Genomic DNA, 21,834 nt, shown 5'->3' with positions numbered 1-21,834 from the left:
TGAAAGAGGAGTTTTTGTGCTGCGCACCCGTACCGCCGGTTCATTGCGTCCTGCCGATGCCGGCCAGACGGTGACGCTGGCCGGCTGGGTGGCCCGGCGCCGTGACCACGGCGGCGTCATCTTCATCGATCTGCGCGACGCGTCCGGGGTGTCCCAGGTGGTGTTCCGCGAGGGCCAGGTGCTCGAACAGGCGCACCGGTTGCGCTCGGAGTTCTGTGTCGCCGTCACCGGCGTCGTCGAGATCCGTCCCGAGGGCAACGCGAACACCGACATCCCGACCGGCGAGGTCGAGGTCAACGCGACGTCGCTGACGGTGCTCGGCGAGAGCGCCCCGCTGCCGTTCCAGCTCGACGAGACCGCAGGCGAGGAAGCCCGGCTGAAGTACCGCTACCTGGATCTGCGCCGGGAGGGGCCCGGCAACGCAATCCGGTTGCGCTCCAAGGTGAATGCCGCCGCGCGTGGAGTGCTCGCCGCGCACGACTTCGTCGAGATCGAGACCCCGACGCTGACCCGCTCGACCCCGGAGGGGGCGCGCGATTTCCTGGTGCCCGCCCGCCTGCAGCCGGGCTCGTTCTACGCGTTGCCGCAGAGTCCGCAGCTGTTCAAGCAGCTGCTGATGGTCGCAGGCATGGAGCGCTACTACCAGATCGCGCGCTGCTACCGCGACGAGGACTTCCGCGCCGACCGTCAGCCCGAGTTCACCCAGCTCGACATGGAGATGAGCTTCGTCGACGCCGACGACGTCATCGCCGTCTCCGAGCAGGTCCTCAAGGCGATCTGGGCGCTGGTCGGTTACGACCTGCCGCTGCCGCTGCCGCGGATCAGCTACGCCGAGGCGATGCGCCGATTCGGCTCCGACAAGCCCGACCTTCGCTTCGCCGTCGAACTCGTCGAGTGCACGGAATTCTTCTCCGAGACCACCTTCCGGGTGTTCCAGGCGCCGTACGTCGGCGCGGTGGTGATGCCCGGTGGCGCGTCACAGCCGCGTCGCACGCTCGACGGCTGGCAGGAGTTCGCCAAGCAGCGCGGACACAAGGGGCTGGCCTATGTCCTGGTGGGCGAGGACGGCACCCTCGGCGGCCCGGTGGCCAAGAACCTGTCCGACGCCGAACGCGACGGGCTGGCCGCGCACGTCGGCGCGAACCCCGGGGACTGCATCTTCTTCGCGGCGGGGCCGGCCAAGGGGGCCCGGGCGCTGCTGGGCGCGACGCGCATCGAGATCGCCAAGCGCCTCGATCTGATCGACCCGGACGCGTGGGCATTCACCTGGGTGGTCGACTTCCCGATGTTCGAGTCCGCCGACGACGCCACCGCCTCCGGTGACGTGGCCGTGGGCTCCGGTGCGTGGACGGCGATGCATCACGCCTTCACCTCACCGAAAGCCGAGTCGATGGACAGCTTCGACAGCGATCCCGGCGCCGCGCTGTCGGATGCCTACGACATCGTCTGCAACGGCAACGAGATCGGCGGCGGCTCGATCCGTATCCACCGCCGCGACATCCAGGAGCGGGTGTTCGCGATGATGGGCATCGACCACGAGGAAGCGCAGGACAAGTTCGGGTTCCTGCTCGACGCGTTCTCCTACGGCGCTCCGCCGCACGGCGGCATCGCGTTCGGCTGGGACCGGATCACCGCGCTGCTGGCCGGGGTGGATTCGATCCGAGAGGTGATCGCGTTCCCGAAGTCCGGCGGCGGCGTCGACCCGCTCACCGACGCCCCGGCACCGATCACCGCGCAGCAGCGCAAAGAATCCGGGATCGACGCCACACCGTCCCGAGACGCCTGATCCGCGGGGTTTGCCACGGTACGATCCGCGCGTGCAGCCCGATACGAAGCCGGCAACCGGCGGCAAGTCCGAACGCTCCGGCTCGTCGAAAGCGCTGAACGCGACGGTGGTGACGACGCTGGCCGTGGTGCTGGCGGTCTACATCGGCGCACTGGTCGGATACCGGCTGCTCGAACAGCCGCCCAAACCGTTCGAGTTCACCGAGTCCTCGGTGATCCAGGAGACGGCGGTGATCATCCGGTTGGGCAAGATGGAGACGGTCGAGAACAAGCTCACCGTCGACGTCCTGGTGCACCCGGACAACGACATACTGTCCGCGGGTCCCGAGGCGGCGGCCAATCCCATTGTGCGCCTGAGCTCGTGGACCGCCGACGGCGAGCTGATCCACATGCACGACGATCTGCGGAGCAACGAATCGACGGTCGAGCTCACCGCGGTGGGCGACCCGGACCACTGGCCGCTGGACACCTACGTCAGCAACACCATCGGTGTCGAGGTCTTCTTCGGGGACGAGGCGAACAAGCGCAGCGTGCCGGCGGTCCTCGTGGTCGCGGGCGCGATCAACGGCTGGGAAGTCGACAGCAATATCAAGGTGCTGGAAGCCCCGTGGGGTCCGATACAGAGTGTGTCGTTCCACCTCGATCGCACCCGCGGCGCCCACGCCGTCGACTTCGGAATTTTGCTCGTCCTGATGGTGCTGCCGGGAACAGCGTTGTTCGTCGCGATCGAGATGCTGCTGAACCGGCGAAAATTCCTGCCGCCGTTCATCACCTGGTATGCCGCGATGCTGTTCGCCGTCGTGCCGCTGCGCAACATCCTTCCGGGTGCGCCGCCGACAGGGGCGTGGATCGACGTCGCGGTGATCCTGTGGGTGCTGCTCGCGCTGTCCGCGGCAATGGTCGTCTTCCTGGTGGCCTGGTGGCGGCAGACCAGGGAGGAAGAGCAGCTCAACCCGAAGGTGTGAGCCTAATCGTGGGATCAGCCGGTGTGCTGATTCTTGAGTGCCCGTTCGGCGAGCCCTTTGAACCGCGTCGGCGCGGCGATCGGGGCTTCGGGACGGCTTGCTGTCGCGGGCGGCGCGACGGGACGAGGTGCGCTGCGCGGGGTCTCGCGCGGTATACCGCCCGCGAGCGAGCGTGACCCGAACTCGGCGACGGGCGGCAGATCGACCTGCGCGCCACGGGCTCTCGGCGCGGCCTGCCGGGAGAGGTCCGGTGATGCGTCCGGCGCCACGGTCTCATCCATCGGTGCGATGAACGTCGTGCCCTCGTACTCGGGTTTGAGCACCACCATGTGGCCGGGTGCCGGCCCGGTGCCGCCCGGCGGCCCGCCCGCCGCCGGCCCGCCGGGATCCGGCGGGGGAGCGGATGCGGTCGCCGCCATCTGCTCCAGGTGGCGGCGCCAGTTCTGCAGGTAACCGAAGAGCTGTTCGGCGTATGCGCCGGGCGCGGGGGACTGCGGCGGTGGCGGCGTCCCCGGGCACGGCGGAATCAGGTTCGGCGGTGTCATCGCCGCCAGCGGCTCCAACAGTCGCCGCCAGGCCTGCAGATACTGCAGCAGTTGCGGATCGGTTTCGAACGGGGCCGGGTCCGGTGTCGTCACTGTTTACCTCCGGGGGTGGGTCGGGGCGGGTAAAGGAGGTCGATCGGGTGCGGCAGGGAGCGCATGCAGTACTCCGAGTCGAGCATGCGCAGGCCCCGGGTGTCCGCGGGTTCGCGGTTCTCGACGTCGAACACGTAGCAGTAGTCCCCGGCGGGCGTCGGCAGCCGCACCGGGCTGGACAGGCCCTGGTCGAGGAATCCGTACGGGAACCGCCACGGCAGTGTGGTTTTCGCGCGGCGGTCGCGGCCGCCGGACTGCACCCACACGTAGTGGTCGAGGATCGCGTTCACCGCGTGCCGCGCCGACTCGCATGCGGCCTCCATCGAGGTGATGCGGGTAAAGGTCCTCGTCCACGTGCCCGCGAACACCACCGAGTTGTGGTGCACCTGGTAACCGCCGTGGCGGGCCTGCCAGACGCCGCGGTGCTCGAGGTCCTCGAGCCAGGCCGCGTCCGGCGGCACCTGGGTGAACGAGGTGCCGTGCGGATTCCATGGGTCACCACCGGGCCGGTTGACCCAGTCCCCGACGATCGGGATGAGATAGGGCGTCTCGTTGCGGACCAGCCGCCCCGACCCCTGTCCCGGGCCGTCGGCGACCAGTCCCCGGTCCAGCGCGTACCAGACCGGCCACGGCAGCAGTTCCTCCGGTGCGTTGTCGACGTCACTGGTCAGCGCCGTCACGATCTGCCGCCAGACTTCGACCGCGATCTCGTCGGGCGTGCAGTCGCGGGCGGCCTTGCCGCGGCCTGACTCGTCGCGCAGCACGCGCGATGGGGTGTTGAAATCGGCGATGTCCACCGACAGCACCGAAACGTGGCCGTCACGAACCAGATTCGGTCTGTTCTCCCACAGGCCGTGCTGATTGATCGACGACAGACCCCATTCCGCTCCCGCGTAATACATGTGCCCGCGCAGCAGCTGGAACTCGGTGTCGAAGTAGAACTGGATACCGCTCATCGTCTGGAACCGGTCCCACGGGACACGTCCGACCTCGTCGAGCACGTACGGGTCGCGTCGCGCGGCCGGTCTCGACTCCTGCGGTTGCAGCGGGCCGTTCGGGGGCGGGACCAATGTCGCGAAACCGTCGAGGCCGGCCACGGTGCCGCCGGTGCCGGCCTCGCGCAGGGCGGCGGTGATCCACTCGGCGGCCGGGGCGTCGACCGCGACGACGGTGTAGTCGGGGGCGACCGCGGTGCCGTCGTCGAGGGTGATTCGGACCCGGGGGCGCAGGTGTGGTGGCCGTCCCGGATCGGCGGCGGGCGGTTCCAGGTAGGCGGCGGTACGGCGGACGAACCGGACACCGAGTGCCACCAGATGCCGATACCAGTGGTCGAGCCAGGATTCGGTGGTGGGACCGTTGAGCACACCGTCGGCCTTGTCGTCACGGCGGGTCATGTTCAGGAACAACTGCAGGTAGGTGACGATGTTCGTCCGGGCGTCGCCCCAGTTCGGGTCGAAAGCCACCAGCACGCGCGGCATCTCACGCAGCAGCGCGTCGAAGGCCGGCGAGTAGGTGTATCCGGGTGTGTCGTCGCGGTCGCGCGCGGTGAAGAAGTCGTAGGACGACATGTTCTGGTACTCGCGGGCCCGGCGCAGCGGACTGGTGACCAGGAACCGCAGCAGCCTGCTCTGGAAGAACGCGATGTCGTGGGCGGGGAGGCCCATCTTCTCCAGTTGGCTTATCACGCTGAGGAATTCGGCGAGGCTGCGGGGCAGTTCGCGGGGAAACACCAGCGACGGCCTGCCGGCGACGGTCTGACCCTGGGTGATCACGCGGCGCACGTTGTCCATCACGGTGCGGGAGGTGGGCTGCCCGCCGGTGCCGCTGGTCTGGTCGTAGACGGGAATGCGCTGAAACAGATCCCAGATGTGGAGGTAATACGCGGGAAAGAAGCGGAAGCCGTGCTCGCCGGCCACCGCGCGCTTCGGGGGCCGGGGAGTGCCGCGCCGGCCGGGGAAGGCGCGCAGTTCCGCCTGGCTGCCGGTGTCGCTGCCCGGCGTCGAATATTGCGATGCGGCAAGGCCTCCGAGCTTGACCGGCGGGTAGGTCCCGGGCGGTCCGGCGTCTGCGAGCCCGTTTCGTTCGTCCTCGCGTGACTCGTAGACGGTGACGTCGAAGCCCCGCTCGGCGAGCTCGTGCGCGGCCGTCAATCCGGCGATGCCGGCGCCGAGCACCGCGACGGTGGGGCGCGGGTCGCACGACGCCGGGGTGGTGATCGGGATCGGGTCGGTCATGACGCCCTCAATGCGTCCAGCAGGCGGTGGTGGCTCGGGGCCCGGGCCGCGGCGTGCACGTACGCGCGCAGTGTGTCATGTGCGCGCAGGACGTGTTCCAGAGATCCGCGCACGGCGACGGCGCCCCCCTCGACCGCGTCGGCGAGCGCGACGTGCCCGTCGAGGACGTCCAGCATGGTGGCCCGGCTGGTGGTGATGGACACGGCCGCGTCCGGCATGTCGCCGTCGGTGACGACGAGCCGGTCTCCGCCCGACAACGCGAACCGTTCTCCGTCGACGGCCAGCGTGACGACGAGCGGTCCCAGCGCGTCGAGGGTGTGCCGGTAGCTGTCCGGGACATCGGTTTCCAGCTGGCTGACCGAACGCCGAAGAAGCTCCGAAACACGCTCAGCCATGGAGGAACTCGAATACTCCGGCGCCGGTGAAGTCGAGGTGCTGCCCGGCGACGGTCCCGGTGACGTGGGCCGTGCCACTCGTCTCGCACAGCACGGTGGACCGGTCGAGATGCATCTCGCTGGGGTGGACGAGCCGGGCGTACGACGCCGCGCGGAACTCGGCGTGCACCGCGTCCGCGCCGCGCTGCGCGGCGATCTCCACACGTTCCGGTACGCCGGGCACCTGGCCGTCCACGACGAGTCGCATCGCCGGTGGGAGCGTGCAATCGGCGTCGCGGACCAACGTGCCGTGGGTGTGCGTCGTCACCGCGGAGCGCAGCAGCATCGCGGCGGGTTCGTCGCGGTGCCAGAGGTAGACCGCCTGAGATTGGAACCGCAGCCGGTTCCGGTCGGTCATCTGCAGGAACACCAGCGACCAAGGATCGGTGCGCTCTGTCGGCAGGATGGTCCCCCAGGTCCACCCGAAGTCGTCGCCCCACCAGAACCTGCCCCAGTTGTGGTCGTGGTAGGCGAGTTCGCGCTCCAGCCGGTGTTCGGCACCGCCCACGCGCAACCAGCCGTCGGCGCGCAGCCGCGGCACGAACAGCCAGCTCATCCGCCCGGCGCCGACGGGCTGGTTGTTCACCACGAATGGTCGGCTCACCGGGGCGAAGGCGATCTCGCCGCGGATGCCGGGCCGGGGCAGGTCGATCTGCACCCGGTAGCCGTCCGGTGTCACCCTCATCCGGCTGTCACCGATGGTCAGTCCGCCGAAGTCCGGTGACACCGAAAGGTCCTCGGTGCCGAACCGTTCGATGGCACCCGTCCACCGCCGGTCATGGGCGATGACGATCACGCGCGGCGCCAGTTGTGTTATGCCGCCCACGATCTCGGTGTTCAGGCTGAAGTTGATCAAGATGTGGGCGTCGCGGCCGTGCACCACGAAGTGGTGCCACTCCTTGTAGCCGCGCGGGTCGGCGGCGGCGAGCATCGGGGCGCGGACGAAGTCGCTGCGAGCCAGGGCCGAGGTCATCGCAGCCACCGACCCGGCTCGGGCGATGCGACGGGTCCGGCGGGAGCGTCGGGTGCGTCCACGGTCGCGAGTCGTTCGACGGCTTTCCCGAGGCTCGCGACGCCGAGCAGCAGGTGCACGAAGTCGTCCGGCGGCGGTGCGCAGGGGCGGCGACGATCTCGCGCAAGCGTCTCGACGAGGTGTCCGAGCGCGACGGCGCCCATCAGATAGCCGATCAGCGAACTGCGTTCGGCCAGCGCGGGGACGGGATCGGAGAGCGTCATGCGAACCCTTCGGGCCGCAGACGGGACAGCACCGCGTCGTCGAGTCCGTCGGCGATGACGGTGTCGGCGAACAGCGCCGCCCACGCGTCCGGAGCGCACCCCGGTGTGGCTGGGCCGTCGAGCACGTTGAGGCTGACCGTCTCCCACACCAGTCGCAGGTTCTCGACGGCCTCGGACGCGGCGAGGGTGTCGCGCAGCCGTGCCCCGTCGGGCGTCTCCGCGTAGCGCTGCCCCTGGGCGATCAGCAGGTCGTGGATGCGGCGCGCGGCCGCGGGATTGCCGAGCACCGCGCGCCGGACCCCGACGAGCAGCTCGAACACCGTGCGTTGAGCGTCGTCGCCGTCGGGTGGTTCGGGCAGCAGCTGCGGCGCCTGACGTTCGACGAGGTCGAGGACCGCCTCGCGGATCCGTTCCATCTCGGCGAGAGCGGCCACCATGTCCTCGGGTTTCATCGGGTCCGTCCGTGCACGTAATCGACCAGCGCGGCGAGCGCGTCGCGGTGCCGGCCGGCAGGCAGCCAGTCCAGCTCGGCGAGCACGGCCGCGGCCTGCCGCGCGTGGTGCGCGGCGACATCTCTGGCGTGCTCCAGGGATCCGACCCGGTTCATGAGCTCGAACAGCCAACGGATGTCGGCGAGGGTCTTCGGCGGCGTGATGTGCTGCGTGCGCAGCAGTTCACCGATCGCGTCGCGCCCGGACCTAGAGAGCTCGCCGCGACTCGTGAGCCGGTCCAGCAGCTCACCGAGCCCCAGTTCGTCATCGGCGGTCGGGCGCCGCCGCGCCATGATCTGCACCCCGCGTTCGCGTTCGGCGGGTTCGGCGCTGCGCAGCGCGTGCAGCAGCATCAGAGTCCGCTTGCCCTCCCACAGGTCGCCGCCGATCTCCTTGCCGTATGCCTGCGGGTCGGCACGCAGGTTCAGCAGGTCGTCGGTGATCTGGAACGCGGCACCGAGGTGGCGGCCGAACACCTCCAGCGGCGCCAGCCGGTCCGGGCTCGCGCCGGCGGCGATGGCGCCTGCCTGGAGCGGGGTGATGAACGAGTACCAGCTGGTCTTCAACTCGACCATCGTGAGGTAGTCGGCGTCGGTGAGATTCCACGTATTCGCGCGTACCCAGTCGAGCTCGACGGCCTGGCCCTCGACGGTCTTACGGGTCATGTGCGCGACGGCGCGCAGGATCCGCAGGGCCGGGCCCAGCCCGACGCGCTCGACGTTGTCGAGCAGGGGCTGCAGGGACAGTGACAGCATCGCATCGCCCACGTTGACGGCGACCGGGATGCCGTGGTCGATGTGCATGGTGGGTTTGCCGCGGCGCCACCAGGATTCGTCTTCGATGTCGTCGTGGATCAAGAAGGCGTTGTGATACAGCTCGAGGGTCGCGGCGGTCGGCAGAACGGCTTCGAGGTGACCGCCGAGCCCCAGACACATCGCGATGCTCAGCGCGGGCCGCAGTGCCTTTCCGCCGCGGCGCGGATAGTCGAGGACCAGATCCCGCAGCGTGCCCGGCCCGTCGGTGCTGCCGTACAGCCGGGTGATCTCCCCGTCGCACGCTTGCTTGCAGAGCGCGAGATATTCCTCAAGGGGGTTCGGCGGAACCGAGTGTGCCTGTGCCTCAGGCAAGGTCGCGGTCATGCCACCGGGCTTCCGCTATTTGTCGAGCTTGACGAGGCCGTATTTGTCTTTGATCCGTAGGGCATAGCGGACACGCACGGCCAACTTGATGGTGTTGGCGCCGTCCTCGCCGAGAACCTCAAGGCTGGGCGGCACACTCACTGCGAGGTCCACCGGTTCCTCGCCCGGCGATTCGTCTGAGGCGCCACCGTGAGGAATCCTTTGACGGCGGCCCACCAAAACGGCTCGAGCGTTTGGTGTCGTCGTGGGGGCCACTTGTTCGGCGCGCTGCAGCGAGCCGATGTTGGCGGTATCCAGTAGCGTCTGCTGCACCGAATACCCGCTCACCAATACACTGACTTCTTTGAGTCCGTCGGTGTTCGTGACGAGGCACGACGGTGCCCTATAGCCCGCCGTCTCGACGGCGGTGCGCGCATCGATCAAGCTGAGCAGGAGTTTGTCGACGGTAGAGTTGTCCCAGGCGACGCTGTTAGCGGCGGTCGTCCTCAACTTGGGTATTACGGCCTTGTCCACTTTGGCCGCCAAATCGACGGCCTTGTCGATGATGCGGGCCAATAGAAAGTCGGGAGAACCAGAGGTCACCGTCGCCAGCGTCACTGTCAGGGGTTCCGAGTCACCCACGACAGCCACCGTGGACGGAATCGCGGTGGTGACGTCGTCCGCGGGCACTGCGGTCTTCGCGGGATCCCCGGTGTCCCACTGCGGGAGTACCTGCCAGGAGATGCAGCTCGTCTCGAAGGTCTCTTTTATCGCCTGGTTGGCCACGGCCAGTTGTTGAGCGGTCAAATACATTCGGTGACCCCCCTTGCGTGTCGTCAAGATCATGACACTCAGGACGGGCCGCGGGAAGCGTTCGGCAGAGTTTTCTCACCGCCGCGCCAGAAACTCATTTCTGTTGCAACACAACATTTTGGCCCGCCGACATCTCGCCGCGGGCCACGGACTCGCAGTGCGCGAGATGCAGCGGTGCGACCGGGTCGTCGGGCAGCAACAACGCACACCGCTCGAAAGCGCGCCGGGCCGCATCCACGTCGCCGGCGTCGAACAGCGCGAACGCATCGTCAAAGTGATGGGCCGAGGCGCGTTTGGCCGCGCGCAGTTCATCCGAATCACCATCGAACACTTCGTAAATGGTCACCGGCCGGCGCCGGTTGACCACCATCACCCGCTCCATCCGGCGGACATCGAATTTACAGGGTTCTGACAGCTTCGCCCGGGTGGCATCGGAGATGAGCAAAGCGGACCCGTAACGCTTGTTGGTGCTCTCGATCCGGGCGGCCAGGTTCACCGCGTCGCCGATCACGGTCAGCACCATCCTGTTGACACCGCCGACGAGCCCGACGCCGACCTTGCCGGTGTTGATCCCGATACCGACACGGATCTCGTCGGAGCCCACCGCGCGACGCTCCTCGTTGTGCTCACGCAGCGACCTCAGCATCGCCAGCCCCGCCTGTACCGCGTCGTCGGCGGATTCGAAGATCGCGAGGATCTCGTCGCCGCGGACGTCCTGTACCAGACCGTTGCAGCTGACGATCGGCATCTCGACCGCGCGCAGGAATCCCATCGCCAGGTTGCCGGCCTCGGTGATGTCCATGTCCTCCAGGATCGCCGTGTAACCGCGGATATCGCTGATGAGTACTGTCATCTCCCGCTCCACGCGATGCCCGGCGCGCACCAGGCGCAGATCGTCGATGTCGAGGATGCGCAGCACCTCGTTGGGCACGAAGCGCGACTGTGCGTCGATGAGCGACTGCCGGTACTGGTCGGCCGCTTTCAGCCGGGCTTCCAGCTGGAAGTTCCACAGCGGGGCCGCGGCCTGCGCGCACAGGAACGACAGCGCCTCCTCCTGATCGGGGGTGAAGTAGCGGGCGGTGTCCTTGTGCTGTGCATAGATCACCCCGATCAGCCTGTCCTGCAACCGGATCGGCACGGCCACGGCCGGGTTGCCGTCGCCCGGCTCCGATGCGCGGGGAACGCCGCTGAGCGCGGCGCGCCCGACGAGATCGGTGTTGTAGGACGATTCGGCGCCGTTGCCCTCGATGGTGGTCACCACGCCGTCCTCATAGGCCGACCGGACGGACAGATCATCGGCCGAACCGGTGAGCAGCAGCACCCGGTCGGCGCCGGTGGTGTCGGCGACCGACTGCAGGACGATGTTGGCCAGGTCGTACTCGGTGTGCGCGCCCGACAGTGCGCGCAGGAGCTGATGAGCTCCCACCGGGTCCACACCCGCCGTCTCCGGACGCACCAGGTCGTGTCCGCCCAGCCAAGGATGTTCCTTGGCGAGCCAGTCGGTGCGCACCGACACACCCAGGTTGAGCCAGCGTCGGTAGGCCGACTGCAGCATGTGGTCACGGAAGGTGGTGCGCCCGGTCTCGGCGTAGACGGCGGCCGCCTCCTCGTGGGCGCGGGCGCTGATCATCGGCAGGTGGTTGTCGTCGGCCAGTTGAATCGACCGGTGCAGGTGACGCTCGGCCTCGTCGTGCTTTCCGCGGACTCGCGCCCAGGCGCCCTCCAGCAGTGCGAGCGCGGCCGCATAGTTCTCCGGCGACCCCGCGGCCGCCTTGCGGTGCAGCGCCAGCGCCTGCTTCACGAAACGCGCGGTGACCCGGTCCCGCGGTGCCTGCTGCATCATGCTCAGCGCGCCGATCATGTGCACCAGTGGCGCGATCGCGGTACCGGTCATCCCGCTGTCGTGCGCCATCACCTCCTCGGTCGCGGCGCACGCACCGGCGTGATCGCCGGACCAGAAGTGCAGCCCCTGCTTCATGATCGCGGCCTGGCTGAGGATCACCTCCTCGCCTTCGGCCGCGGCCGCGGGCACCACCTCGCGTTCGTCGTATCCGCTCTCGCCGGCCAGCAGCAGCACATCCTCGCAGCGTCCCATCAGGTTCAGTGCCATCTGCTGCATGGCCTGACAGGACCGCTTCGGAACGGGCATCGACTGCACGTCGGCGATCAGGGACTGCGCGAGCATGTCGATGTCGGCCAGCGGTGTGCCGACCCAGAAGGTCTGCGACAGCAGCGTCGCGGCCAGGAATCCGGCGCTCTCGCGGTCGCCCTGATCGAGGGCAGCGGCGATGTCGTCGCGCAGACTGCCGAGGCCGCTGCGCACCGGGTGCCGCCAGTGCCTGATGAAGCAGTAGTAGAGAAAGGCGGTTTCGGGGCGGGCATCCTGATACCCGGGTTGCTCGGCCAGCGCCATACCGGCCTCGCCGAACCGCTGAGCACCGCTGTAGTCCCCGAGGATGACCAGCAGCAGTCCGTAGTTGGTCAGCATGCGGGGCGAGGACCGGGTGTGGCCGTGGGCCAGGGTCAGTTCCAGTTGCTTGCGCACGAGCAGCGGGAACAGGTTGGGCCGTGCGTTGTAGGACTCGTGGCACAGCGTCACCAGCATCCGGAGCTTCTCGACGACGAGCGGGTCCTCGCACAGGGGCAGGCCGAGAAGTTTCTCGTTGCTCCACCGGTTCATCGTCATCCGCATCCGCAGCACCGCGTTGGCGATCCGCGGTTTACCGGGTTCGGTGGGCAGCGGTTCGCCGACGTCGGACAGCGCCCGCAACCCCTCGTCCATCGCCTCCTGCGGCCGGTCCATCGCGAACAGGCTCTTGACCCGCAGGTACGCCAGGCGCAGCCGGTCGGCCCGCTCGGTCAGATGTCCCGCCGCCTCGTCGAGCAGGCGGTGCAACAGGCCGAAGTCCCCGGCCAACAGCGCCGCATCCGCCGCTCCGAGGTGCAGTTCGCGGGTGGCAGACGGGTGGGTGAACCAACGGTTGCTGCCGAGCAGGTCGAGCCCGCTGCGGAAGTAGGTCAGCGCCAGCGGGAACGACGCCTGCGCCCGGGCTCGCTCGGCGGCGCGGCGCAGCACGTCGGCGAACCCGATGCGCTCGGGGTCGTCCTCGCCGAGGACCAGCCCGCCGGTCCCGGCGTGGCGGGCGGCCTCGAACAGCCGGTCCTCGCCCAGGTGGGTCAGCCGACGGCCCAGCCGCAGGTGCACCTGCAGGCGCTGGTCCTCGGTCAGGACCGCACGGGCGGTCTCGGCGACCCGGTCATGGCTGAAACGGTAACGGGCATCGCGACTTATCGTGTTGGCGATGCGTCGGCCCTGCTTGTCGAGGGCGTCGATCAGGTGTAGTTCCATGCTCGACCACAGCGCGTGCGACACCACTTCGGCGGGCAGACCCGCCGCGGCGGTCGCGTCGTCGAGGTCGAACTCCCCGCCGATGCAGGACAACGCACCCAGAACCGTTCGGTCCGAAGGGCGCAACAGGTTCAGGTGGTTGCCGAGGAACTCGGCTTCCGATGCGGAGATCTCGATCGAGGCCAGTACGCGCAGGTCCCAGCCGGGCCGGCGACTGGCGGTGCGGGGGATCAGCGCGCCGTCATGCTGGGCGCGGTGGAACAGTTGACGGATCCGCAGCGGATTGCCGCCGGTGCGTTGGTGGAATTCCGCGGCGACGGCGGTCAATTCCTGTGCCTCGCCGACCACGTCGGCGAGCAGGTCCTCGACGTCGGCTTGTTCCAGAGGCGCCAGCTCCAGGTTGCGGATCCCGGGGCCGTCGAAACCCGCTGCGGAGGTATCGAATTCACCTGATCGGTAGGTTCCCACGACCAGCACGTTGCGCGGCCCCATCGTCAGTAGCTCGTGGAGCAGCAGCAGCGAATCGTGATCGGCCCACTGGAGGTCGTCGATCGCGAGGATCAGTGTGCGGAACTGCGCCGTGGCCGCCACGAGTTGGATCGCCGCGCGGTGCAACCGGTGCCGGGCATCAGAGGCGTCCACCTCGAGAACCGGTGCGGTCGTGCCCACCGACTCGGCCAGGGCCGGAACGAGTTCGGCCAGCACGGCGGGCAGCACTGCCGAGGTGTTGATCAGGCTGGTGCGCCAGCGGGTCCGCTCTGCGGGGGCGGTCGTGCCCATCGCCTGGACCAGAGTGGTGAGGGCGGTGCCGATGGCGGTGTAGGGCGCGGGCGCACCGTCGCGGCAGCGTCCATACGCGAAGATGCAGTTGCGCGACGCCACCTCGGCGCCGAACTTCTGCATGATCGTCGACTTGCCGACGCCGGGCACTCCGCCGAGCAGGACACATGCCCCGCCGCTGCGTTCGGCGGTCTCGACGGCGGCGCGCAACTCGGCGAGCTCACGTCGTCGATCTACGACGCGGCCGTCGATATCCAGCAACGGAACAGTCACTGCGTCGCGTCCCCTTCGAACGGATCAGGTCCTCATGCTATTGACCTGGCCGTCGGGGCGCATCCAGTATCGCGACACGCGATGTCCGGGAACGGCGCCGCGTGATCTAGAGGCGTTCGATGATGGTCGCGTTGGCCATCCCGCCGCCCTCGCACATCGTCTGCAGCGCGTAGCGGCCGTCGCGTTGCTCGAGTGCGTTGACGAGGGTTGTCATGATCCGCGCACCGCTGGCGCCGAGCGGGTGTCCGATCGCGATCGCGCCGCCGTTGACGTTGGTCCTCGCGAGAAGGTCGGAGTCAGATCGTCCGCCGAGTTCGGCCGCCCAGGCGAGCACGACCGGGGCGAACGCCTCGTTGACCTCGAACAGGTCGATGTCGGCCAGGGTCAGTCCGGATCTCGCCAGCACCTTCTCGGTCGCCGGGATGACCCCGGTCAGCATGTACAGCGGATCCGAGCCGACGGCGACGGTGGTGTGCACCCGGGCCAGCGGGCGCAGGCCGAGCCGGCGGGCCGCCGCACCGCTGGTGATCATCACTGCGGCGCTGCCGTCCGACAGCGGCGACGAGTTGCCCGGCGTGATCCGCCAGTCGATCTGCGGGAACCTGGCGCCGATCGCCTCGTTGTAGAACGCGGGCCGCAGCCCGGCCAGCGTCTCGACCGTGGTGTCGGGGCGGACGATCTCGTCGGTGGCCAGTCCCGCGATCGGGATGAGCTCGTCGTCGAACAGTCCGTCCTTGCCGGCGCGAGCGGCCTTCTGGTGGCTCTGTGCGGAGAACTCGTCGAGCCGGCTGCGGGACAGGTTCCACTTCGCGGCGATCAGTTCGGCGCTGATGCCCTGGGCGACCAACCCGTCGGGGTACCGGGCGGTCATGTCGAGGCCGAACGGATTGCTGCCCGGCAGCACCGACGAGCCCATCGGCACGCGGCTCATCGACTCCACACCCGCGGCGATCACGACGTCGTACGCGCCGGCGAGCACGCCGTGCGCGGCGAAGCTGATCGCCTGCTGGCTGCTGCCGCACTGGCGGTCCACGGTGGTGCCGGGAACGCTCTCCGGGAAGCCGGCGCCGAGCAGCGCATTGCGCGCGATGTTCACCGCCTGGTCGCCGACCTGGGTCACTGCACCGGCGATGACGTCGTCGACCTCGGCCGGATCCACGCCGGTGCGCGTCACCAGTTCGCGCAGGCTGTGTGCGAGCAGGTCGGCAGGCAGGACGCCGTGCAGCGCCCCGGTGGCTTTGCCCTTGCCGACCGGCGTGCGCACCGCCCCGACGATCACGGCGTCGCGGTCCGAGTATGTGGTCATGTGTCCTCCTGCTCAGCGCTGAGTACTACTCTGTATACCTAGATGTAACACCTAGGTTTAGTCAGAGCAACCCAGCTGGGGAGTGACGTACATGACAGTGCTGCAGGGGCCCCTTGTCGATCGCTCGAAGTGGTCGGCGATCGGCCGGTGCCCGATCGAGAAGACGATGGCGCTGGTCGGCACGAAATCGGCCATGCTCTTGATGCGGGAGGCCTACTACGGGACCACCCGGTTCGACGACTTCGCGCGGCGCGTCGGAATCACCAAGGCCGCGACATCGGCCCGGCTCTCGGAGCTGGTGGAGGCGGGATTGCTGACCAAGCGCCCCTACCGCGAGCCCGGTCAGCGGGTTCGCGACGAATACGTGCTGACCGAGGCCGGGACGGAGTTCATGCCGGTGGTGTGGGCGATGTTCGAGTGGGGGCGCAAACACCTCGACGATTCGCAGCTGCGACTGACCCATCTGGGCTGCGGCGCGCAGGCCGGGGTCGAGATCGTCTGTGCCGAAGGGCATCCCGTCCCGCCTGACGAGCTGGGTATCCGACTCGCCAGGCAGAACGGGAACCCGTGATCATGCCAGTTGGGCGCGGAACTCCTTGGCAGCTCCCATGAGCTCCTCGACACGGGACTTCTCGGCCGCGTTGGCGAACAGGCCGTCCTTCTTGAAATAGGTTCCGACGACGGCGCCGTCGGCGATGCTGAGCTGAGCAGCCACGTTCTCGGCCTTCACCCCGGTGTTGACGAACACCGGGGTGTCTCCGGCCGCGGCCTTCACGGTGCGCAGCGCATCGGTGTCGGTGGGCGCACCTGCCGTGGCACCCGAGACGCAGATCCCGTCGGGAGCCGTCGCGAACACGGTGGTGCGGGTGATCGAGGCCAGGTCGCGGTCGGCGAGATACTTGGCGGACTCCGGGACGATGTTGAACAGCAACTTCACCCCGGCGCCGCCGACGCGGGCGCGGTGGCGGGCCACCTCGCCGACGTTGGTGTCCCACAGGCCGAAGTCACTGGCGTAGACGCCGGTGAAGATCTCGCGGACGAACCGCGCGCCGGTGGCCACCGCCAGGTCGATCGACGCCCGGCCGTCCCACAGCACGTTCACCCCGTAGGGCACCGAGATGTCGGGCAGCAGTTCACCGATGATGCGGGCCATCGTGATCGCGGTGATCGGCTCGGTCTTGGTCAGGTACGGCAGGCTGAACTCGTTGCTGATCATGACGGCGTCGACGCCGCCACCCTGCAGTGCCTCGAGTTCGGTACGGGCCCGGTTCACGATCGCGGAGATGCCTGCCGCGGAGTCGTAACCGGGATCGCCGGGCAGCGCCGACAGGTGCAGCATGGCGATCACGGGCTTACGTACGCCGAAGACCTCGTCGATCCAGGTGGTGGTCACTGTATTGCCTTTCTGTAACAGGGAATTCGTGGGGACCGGCGGGGCGCCGCTCAGTCCATGTAGGCGCCGCCGTTGACGGCCAGCGCCTCACCGGTGATGAAGCGGGCGTCGTCGGACAGCAGGAACGCCACGGCGCGGGCGACGTCGTCGGCCTGTTCCAGCCGGCCCAGCGGGGTGTCGGCGATCATCATGGACCGCACACCTTCCGGGGTGGTGCCGCGCAGCTCGGCTTCCCACTCCAGTTCCCTTGACTGCATCGGGGTTTCGACGAACCCCGGACACACGCAGTTGACGGTGATGCCGTGCTCGCCCAGCTCGTAGGCCATCGCCTGGGTCAGCCCGACGACGCCGAACTTCGACGCGACGTAGTCCGCGAGGAACGGGACGCGGCCCTGCTTACCCGCCATCGAGGCGGTGTTCACGATCGTGCCCGGCTGTCCGGAACTGACCATCTCGCGCGCGGCCGCCTGTCCGCAGACGAACACACCCTTGAGGTTCACGTCGATGGTCTGGTCGAAGCGCTCGACCGGGGCCTCCAGGAAGCGGTGCATGAAGGAGATGCCGGCATTGCTGACCCACGCGTCGAGGCCGAACCGTCCGGCGACGTCGGCGGCGACGGCCGCGGCGGCATCGGGGGAGGTGACGTCGAGCTGGACGGCTTCGTGACCGGCGGACTGCCCGGGGAGGGATTCGGCCACCTCCCGTGCGGCGTCGGCGTTGACGTCGGTGACGATCACCCGCCAATTGCGTTGCGCCAGTGTGTTGGCGATCGCGCGGCCGATGCCGGATCCCGCGCCGGTCACCACGACTGTTCTGCTCATCTGTAGTTCTCGTTTCCTATCTGGGTTTCAGCCGGCGACGCGCCGGCCGGTGACGGTGTCGAAGAGGTGGCAGGCGCCCGCCCGGACGGCCAGGTCCACCGCGGCGCCCTCGGTGATGCCTGTCAGCCGTGCGGTCTCCACGACGCTGGTCAACTCGGTGCCCGCCACGTCGAGGGTGACGATGGCTCGCGGTCCGAGATGTTCGATGAGCGCGACCCTGGCCCCCGAGCCGCCCGTCGCCGCGGTGGGCAACAGATCGTCGGGTCGCACGCCGAGCGTGACCGGGCCCTGGGTGCCCGTCGCGTCCACCGGTAGTGCGAAACCGTTGGTCAGCGTGAATTCCCCGCCGGTCAGTGTGCCCTCGAGGAGGTTCATCTTCGGGCTGCCGACGAAGGTAGCCACGAACGTGTCCGCGGGCCGGGAGTACACCTCCTGCGGGGTGCCCTGCTGGGCGATCCTGCCGTCGCGCATCACGATCATGCGGTCCGACAGCGTCATCGCCTCTTCCTGGTCGTGGGTGACGTAGACCGAGGTGATGCCGAGCCTGCGCTGGATTTGCAGCAGTTCGGTTCTGGTCTCGACCCGCAGCTTGGCGTCGAGGTTGCTCAGCGGCTCGTCGAACAGGAAGACCGACGGTTCACGGATGATGGCGCGGCCGATCGCGACCCGCTGCTGCTGGCCGCCGCTGAGGTCTTTCGGCTTGCGCTCGAGGAGCTTGGCCAGACCGAGCGACTCCGCGATGGTCGCGGCCCGCGCGAGCGCCTCGCGGCGCGGGGTCTTGGTGGCGCGCAACGGGAACGCGATGTTCTCGGCGACCGTCAGGTGCGGGTACAGCGCGTAGTTCTGGAAGACCATCGCGATGTCGCGGTCCCGGGGCTGCAGATGGGTGACGTCCCGGTCGCCGATCGTGATGGTCCCGGAGGTGACCGTTTCGAGGCCGGCCAGCATCCGCAGCGAGGTCGACTTGCCGCAGCCGGACGGCCCGACCAGCACGGTGAACGATCCGTCGGGCAGCTCGAGGTCGAGATCGCTGACGACAGAGGTGGTTCCGTACGCCTTGTTGACGCCGGAGAAGCGAACGGTTGCCATGGTGCGCAAAACCTATCTGTGTCTAGAACTTCACCGCACCGCCGCTGATGCCCTGCACCAGCTTGCGTTGGATGAAGAAGCTCGCGATGACGACGGGCACGACCGCGATCAGGATGGCGGCGCTCATCGAGCCGATCTGCACCCCGCGGAACGTGTTGAATCCGGCGATGGCCACCGGCAGGATGGCGGCCTTTCCCGGGGCCAGGATCAGTCCGTAGAAAAGGTCGTTCCACGACAGTGTGAACCCGAAGATGGCCGACGCCCCGATGCCGGGCAGCACCTGGGGGAGCACCACCATCCGGAACGCCGCGAACCGGCTGAAGCCGTCGACCTGGGCCTGCTCCTCCAGCGAGCGCGGTACCGCCTCGAAGAACCCGATCAGGAACCACGTCACCACCGGCAGAACGAAACTCAGGTGCGCGAAGATCACCGGTATCAGCGTGTCGGTCAGTCGCAGCGCATAGGCCATCGTCAGGAACGGGAACACCAGCACCGCGGGCGGGAGCACCTGGGCGGCCAGCATGCCGAACCGTGTCAGGGTGCCGCCGGCCCGGAACCGGGCGATCGCGTAGGCGCCCATGCTGCCGACCACGACGCTGATACCGACGGTAATCAACGCGACCAGCGCGCTGCGGCCCGCGGCGCCGAGGATGCCCGAGGACAACACGTTGTGCCATGCCGAGAAGTCCGGCGTGAACGTCAGCAGGAACGGATCGTTGAGCTGCTCAGGCGTTTTCACACTTGCCAGCGCGATCCACACGATCGGGAACAGCACCGAGATGCCCGCCGCCCACAGCAGCGCCACCCGCAGCACCGTCACCACAGAGATGCGGTTCAAGGCTCGGTTCACTTGGCCGACTCCCTGGTCTTGGTCTTCTCCATGCGGCGGAACGCGACCACGATGACCGCCAGCACCAGCACGAGGACCACGAACGCCATCGACGATGCGGACCCGAGCCGGAAGAACTGGATCCCGGTCTGATAGATGAAGTACTGCAATGTCTCCGTCTCGGTGCCCGGTCCGCCACGGGTGGTCGCGAATACGTACTCGAACACCTTCATCGCGTCGAGGGAGCGCAGCAGGATCGCCACCACCAGCACCGGTGCCAACAGCGGCAGGGTCACCCGCCGCAGCACGTAGAAGCCGCGCGCGCCGTCGACACGGGCGGCATCGAGGGGTTCCTTCGGAATGGACTCCAGCCCGGCGAGCAGCAACAGCACCATGAACGGTGTCCACTGCCACACGTCGATGAACGCCAGGGTGTACAGCGCCCGACCGGGTCCGAAGAAGTCGTAGTCGATGCCGATCGAGTGCAGCATCGCCGGGATGGCGCCGAGCTGGTCGTTGAGCAGGAAGCGGAACGTCAGCCCGACCGCGATCGGTGTGATGAACATCGGCGCCAGCAGCATCGACCGGGTGAGATCGCGTGCCCAGCGCTGCTTCTGCAGTGCCAGCGCGATCGCCAGCCCGATCACCAGTTCCAGGCCGACGGCGACCAACACGTAGATCGCGGTGGTGCCGAACGCATTCCAGAACGCGCCGTCACCGAACGTCGCGACGAAGTTGTCCGCGCCGACGATCTCGGGCGCGCCGCGGTCGGTGAGTTTGTAATCGGTGACGCTGAGGTAGGCCGCGTACCCCAGGGGGAAACCGACCACCCCGACGAAAAGCGCGACGAGGGGGGCGACCATGCCGTGTTGAAATTTCACGGTGGCCTCGCTCCTTTCGTGGGTGGTCGGTTTCCCGGCTGGGAAAGGGCTTGTCAGCCCTGGATCTTCTCGGCCTCGGCCTGCGCGGCGGCCAGTGCGTCGTCGACGCTCTTCTTGCCGGCGACCGCCTCGTTGAGCTCGGTGCCGACGGCCTGGATCATCTCCTCGCCGCTGGGACCCTGCGTGAGCGGAGCCGCGTCCTGCAGCAGCTGCTCGACCGTGCGGTAGTAGTCCTCACCGAACTGGCCCTGCAGCACCGCCGGATCCTGCAACGTGCTCTTGCGGATCGCCGCGCCACCCTTCTCGGTGCGCACCACGTCGTTGGGCTTGGCGGTGATCCATGAGACGAACGCCCACGCCGCGTCAGGGGTGGCCGAGTTGGCCGGGATCGCCCAGCTCCACGAACCGAGCACCTGCTTGCCACCGGGGATCGGGGCGAGCTTGATCTTGCCCGCGGCCGGACCGGAGCCCGGCTCGTTGAGCGCGGGCAGCTGCCAGTTGTAGTTGATCATCGTCGCCGCCTGGTTGGCTGCCACCGAACGCTGCGCCTCGTCCATGCCCCAGCTGAGGCTGTTGGCAGGAGCGGCGGTGTTGTAGGTGTCGATGTAGGCCTCGAGCGCGCGCTTGGCCTCGGGGGTGTTGAGCGTGATGTTGCCGTCGGCGTCGTAGATCGAACCGCCCGCGGCGAACAGCCAGTTGCCCCACTCCTCGAAGATCTTGTATCCGCGCTGCGGCTGCATCGCGATACCGGCCCGGTCACCGCTCTTGAGCGCCTTGCTGGTGCTCACGAGCTCGTCGAGCGTCGTGGGCACCTGCTGGTCGGCGGCGGCCAGATCGTCGGAGTTGTAGAGGTATCCGAGCGCGTAGTTGTAGAACGGCACGCCGTAGCGGACCCCGTCTACGGTGGTGATGTCGGTTAGCGGGGTGAAGAAGTCCGCGGCGTCGTAGTCGGGGGTGCTGTCGATGCGGGCATCGAGAGGCTGCAGGAACTTCGCGTTGGCGAAGTCCACCATCCACGGGTTGTCGACCACGATCAGGTCGTAGGTCGGCGAGGACGACTGGAAGGACGACACCAGCTTGTCGCGCATCTGGTCGAACGTCAGCGACTCGATCTGGATGTCGATGTCGGGGTATTCGGCGTTGAAGTCCGTCACCATCGATTTCACGATGTCGGTGTCGGGCACGTTCTCCATCAGGATCCGGACGGTGCCGGAGGTGTCGGTCGAGACCTCGCCGGTGCCCGTGGCTTCAGCCTGTTCGGGTCCGCCGCTGCCGGCGCATCCGGACAGGACGAGCGCGCCCGCGGCGAACATCGCGAGGAAGGCGGTGCGGGTCTTGCCGCGCCGCCTCTTGGTGGGGATTTGAGCGAATCTCATTACAGTGCTGTTCCTTTCATCGC

The 21,834-nt window shown here is 68.2% G+C and carries 17 protein-coding genes and 1 pseudogene; 3 read left to right on the top strand and 15 right to left on the bottom strand.

Annotation, left to right across the window (positions count from 1 at the left end; translation table 11 throughout):
- Positions 1-16: 16 nt before the first annotated feature.
- A complete protein-coding gene (gene aspS / locus NTM_RS22815) occupies positions 17-1,786 on the top strand; it encodes an aspartate--tRNA ligase (protein ID WP_104860783.1) in 1,770 nt (589 codons plus the stop codon).
- 31 nt (positions 1,787-1,817) lie between these two features.
- Positions 1,818-2,750: a DUF8686 domain-containing protein gene (locus NTM_RS22810; RefSeq protein WP_163768083.1), complete on the top strand. Its 933-nt coding sequence runs from the start codon at positions 1,818-1,820 to the stop codon at positions 2,748-2,750.
- A gap of 14 nt (positions 2,751-2,764) precedes the next feature.
- On the opposite strand, the pseudogene NTM_RS22805 reads toward NTM_RS22810, so the two are convergent.
- From NTM_RS22805 to NTM_RS22765, 9 genes and pseudogenes are all read right to left on the bottom strand, one after another.
- Positions 2,765-5,622: pseudogene (locus NTM_RS22805) on the bottom strand (FAD-dependent oxidoreductase).
- Positions 5,619-6,017 carry an SCP-2 sterol transfer family protein gene (locus NTM_RS22800; protein WP_163768081.1) on the bottom strand — a complete coding sequence of 133 codons (399 nt, stop codon included), beginning with the start codon at positions 6,015-6,017 and terminating at the stop codon, positions 5,619-5,621. Before NTM_RS22800 ends, NTM_RS22805 begins: the two are co-directional and overlap by 4 nt.
- Positions 6,010-7,029: a hypothetical protein gene (locus tag NTM_RS22795; RefSeq protein ID WP_163768078.1), complete on the bottom strand. Its 1,020-nt coding sequence runs from the start codon at positions 7,027-7,029 to the stop codon at positions 6,010-6,012. Before NTM_RS22795 ends, NTM_RS22800 begins: the two co-directional genes overlap by 8 nt.
- The gene (locus tag NTM_RS22790; protein WP_163768075.1) at positions 7,026-7,292 is read right to left on the bottom strand and encodes a hypothetical protein; all 267 of its coding nucleotides are present in this window, start codon (positions 7,290-7,292) and stop codon (positions 7,026-7,028) included. Before NTM_RS22790 ends, NTM_RS22795 begins: the two co-directional genes overlap by 4 nt.
- Entirely contained in the window at positions 7,289-7,744 is a 456-nt protein-coding gene (locus tag NTM_RS22785; protein ID WP_163768071.1) for a hypothetical protein, read from the bottom strand. Before NTM_RS22785 ends, NTM_RS22790 begins: the two co-directional genes overlap by 4 nt.
- Complete coding sequence (locus NTM_RS22780) at positions 7,741-8,922, bottom strand: polyprenyl synthetase family protein (protein WP_163768068.1); 1,182 nt, start codon at positions 8,920-8,922, stop codon at positions 7,741-7,743. The genes NTM_RS22785 and NTM_RS22780 overlap by 4 nt, the downstream gene beginning before the upstream one ends.
- Before the next feature lie 15 nt (positions 8,923-8,937).
- On the bottom strand, positions 8,938-9,714 hold the full coding sequence (locus NTM_RS22775; RefSeq protein ID WP_163768065.1) for a hypothetical protein: 777 nt from the start codon (positions 9,712-9,714) through the stop codon (positions 8,938-8,940).
- Positions 9,715-9,808: 94 nt separating this feature from the next.
- On the bottom strand, positions 9,809-14,104 hold the full coding sequence (locus tag NTM_RS22770; protein ID WP_163769594.1) for an AAA family ATPase: 4,296 nt from the start codon (positions 14,102-14,104) through the stop codon (positions 9,809-9,811).
- Between the two features lie 118 nt (positions 14,105-14,222).
- The gene (locus tag NTM_RS22765) at positions 14,223-15,422 is read right to left on the bottom strand and encodes a thiolase family protein (protein WP_104860790.1); all 1,200 of its coding nucleotides are present in this window, start codon (positions 15,420-15,422) and stop codon (positions 14,223-14,225) included.
- Positions 15,423-15,513: 91 nt separating this feature from the next.
- On the opposite strand from NTM_RS22765, the gene NTM_RS22760 reads away from it, so the two are divergent.
- Positions 15,514-15,993 (top strand): winged helix-turn-helix transcriptional regulator, encoded by a 480-nt coding sequence (locus NTM_RS22760; protein ID WP_104860791.1) that lies wholly within the window; start codon positions 15,514-15,516, stop codon positions 15,991-15,993.
- On the opposite strand, the gene NTM_RS22755 is transcribed toward NTM_RS22760, so the two are convergent.
- Genes NTM_RS22755 through NTM_RS22730 form a run of 6 tightly spaced genes read right to left on the bottom strand, consistent with a single transcriptional unit; the run spans position 15,994 to position 21,811 of the window.
- Positions 15,994-16,815, bottom strand: a complete 822-nt coding sequence (locus tag NTM_RS22755) for a BtpA/SgcQ family protein (RefSeq protein WP_104860792.1) — start codon at positions 16,813-16,815, stop codon at positions 15,994-15,996. It lies immediately after the preceding gene.
- 50 nt (positions 16,816-16,865) lie between these two features.
- Positions 16,866-17,636, bottom strand: a complete 771-nt coding sequence (locus NTM_RS22750; RefSeq protein WP_104860793.1) for an SDR family NAD(P)-dependent oxidoreductase — start codon at positions 17,634-17,636, stop codon at positions 16,866-16,868.
- Positions 17,637-17,663: 27 nt separating this feature from the next.
- On the bottom strand, positions 17,664-18,725 hold the full coding sequence (locus NTM_RS22745; protein WP_163768063.1) for an ABC transporter ATP-binding protein: 1,062 nt from the start codon (positions 18,723-18,725) through the stop codon (positions 17,664-17,666).
- Positions 18,726-18,747: 22 nt separating this feature from the next.
- Positions 18,748-19,563, bottom strand: a complete 816-nt coding sequence (locus tag NTM_RS22740; protein ID WP_163769593.1) for a carbohydrate ABC transporter permease — start codon at positions 19,561-19,563, stop codon at positions 18,748-18,750.
- A gap of 8 nt (positions 19,564-19,571) precedes the next feature.
- Positions 19,572-20,435 carry a carbohydrate ABC transporter permease gene (locus NTM_RS22735; RefSeq protein WP_163768059.1) on the bottom strand — a complete coding sequence of 288 codons (864 nt, stop codon included), beginning with the start codon at positions 20,433-20,435 and terminating at the stop codon, positions 19,572-19,574.
- 53 nt (positions 20,436-20,488) lie between these two features.
- Complete coding sequence (locus tag NTM_RS22730) at positions 20,489-21,811, bottom strand: ABC transporter substrate-binding protein (RefSeq protein ID WP_104860797.1); 1,323 nt, start codon at positions 21,809-21,811, stop codon at positions 20,489-20,491.
- Between the last annotated feature and the right edge of the window lie 23 nt (positions 21,812-21,834).

Source organism: Mycolicibacterium parafortuitum (genome assembly GCF_010725485.1).
Classification (GTDB): Bacteria; Actinomycetota; Actinomycetes; order Mycobacteriales; family Mycobacteriaceae; genus Mycobacterium.
The sequence above is the reverse complement of the archived record's forward strand: the minus strand, read 5'-3'. Positions and strand labels throughout refer to the sequence as shown.

Coding starts and splice junctions, on each gene's coding strand:
- NTM_RS22800 (WP_163768081.1), bottom strand. CDS start 6,017: ATGGCTGAGCGTGTTTCGGAGCTTCTTCGGCGTTCGGTCAGCCAGCTG.
- NTM_RS22795 (WP_163768078.1), bottom strand. CDS start 7,029: ATGACCTCGGCCCTGGCTCGCAGCGACTTCGTCCGCGCCCCGATGCTC.
- NTM_RS22790 (WP_163768075.1), bottom strand. CDS start 7,292: ATGACGCTCTCCGATCCCGTCCCCGCGCTGGCCGAACGCAGTTCGCTG.
- NTM_RS22785 (WP_163768071.1), bottom strand. CDS start 7,744: ATGAAACCCGAGGACATGGTGGCCGCTCTCGCCGAGATGGAACGGATC.
- NTM_RS22780 (WP_163768068.1), bottom strand. CDS start 8,922: ATGACCGCGACCTTGCCTGAGGCACAGGCACACTCGGTTCCGCCGAAC.
- NTM_RS22775 (WP_163768065.1), bottom strand. CDS start 9,714: ATGTATTTGACCGCTCAACAACTGGCCGTGGCCAACCAGGCGATAAAA.
- NTM_RS22765 (WP_104860790.1), bottom strand. CDS start 15,422: ATGACCACATACTCGGACCGCGACGCCGTGATCGTCGGGGCGGTGCGC.
- NTM_RS22760 (WP_104860791.1), top strand. CDS start 15,514: ATGACAGTGCTGCAGGGGCCCCTTGTCGATCGCTCGAAGTGGTCGGCG.
- NTM_RS22750 (WP_104860793.1), bottom strand. CDS start 17,636: ATGAGCAGAACAGTCGTGGTGACCGGCGCGGGATCCGGCATCGGCCGC.
- NTM_RS22745 (WP_163768063.1), bottom strand. CDS start 18,725: ATGGCAACCGTTCGCTTCTCCGGCGTCAACAAGGCGTACGGAACCACC.
- NTM_RS22730 (WP_104860797.1), bottom strand. CDS start 21,811: ATGAGATTCGCTCAAATCCCCACCAAGAGGCGGCGCGGCAAGACCCGC.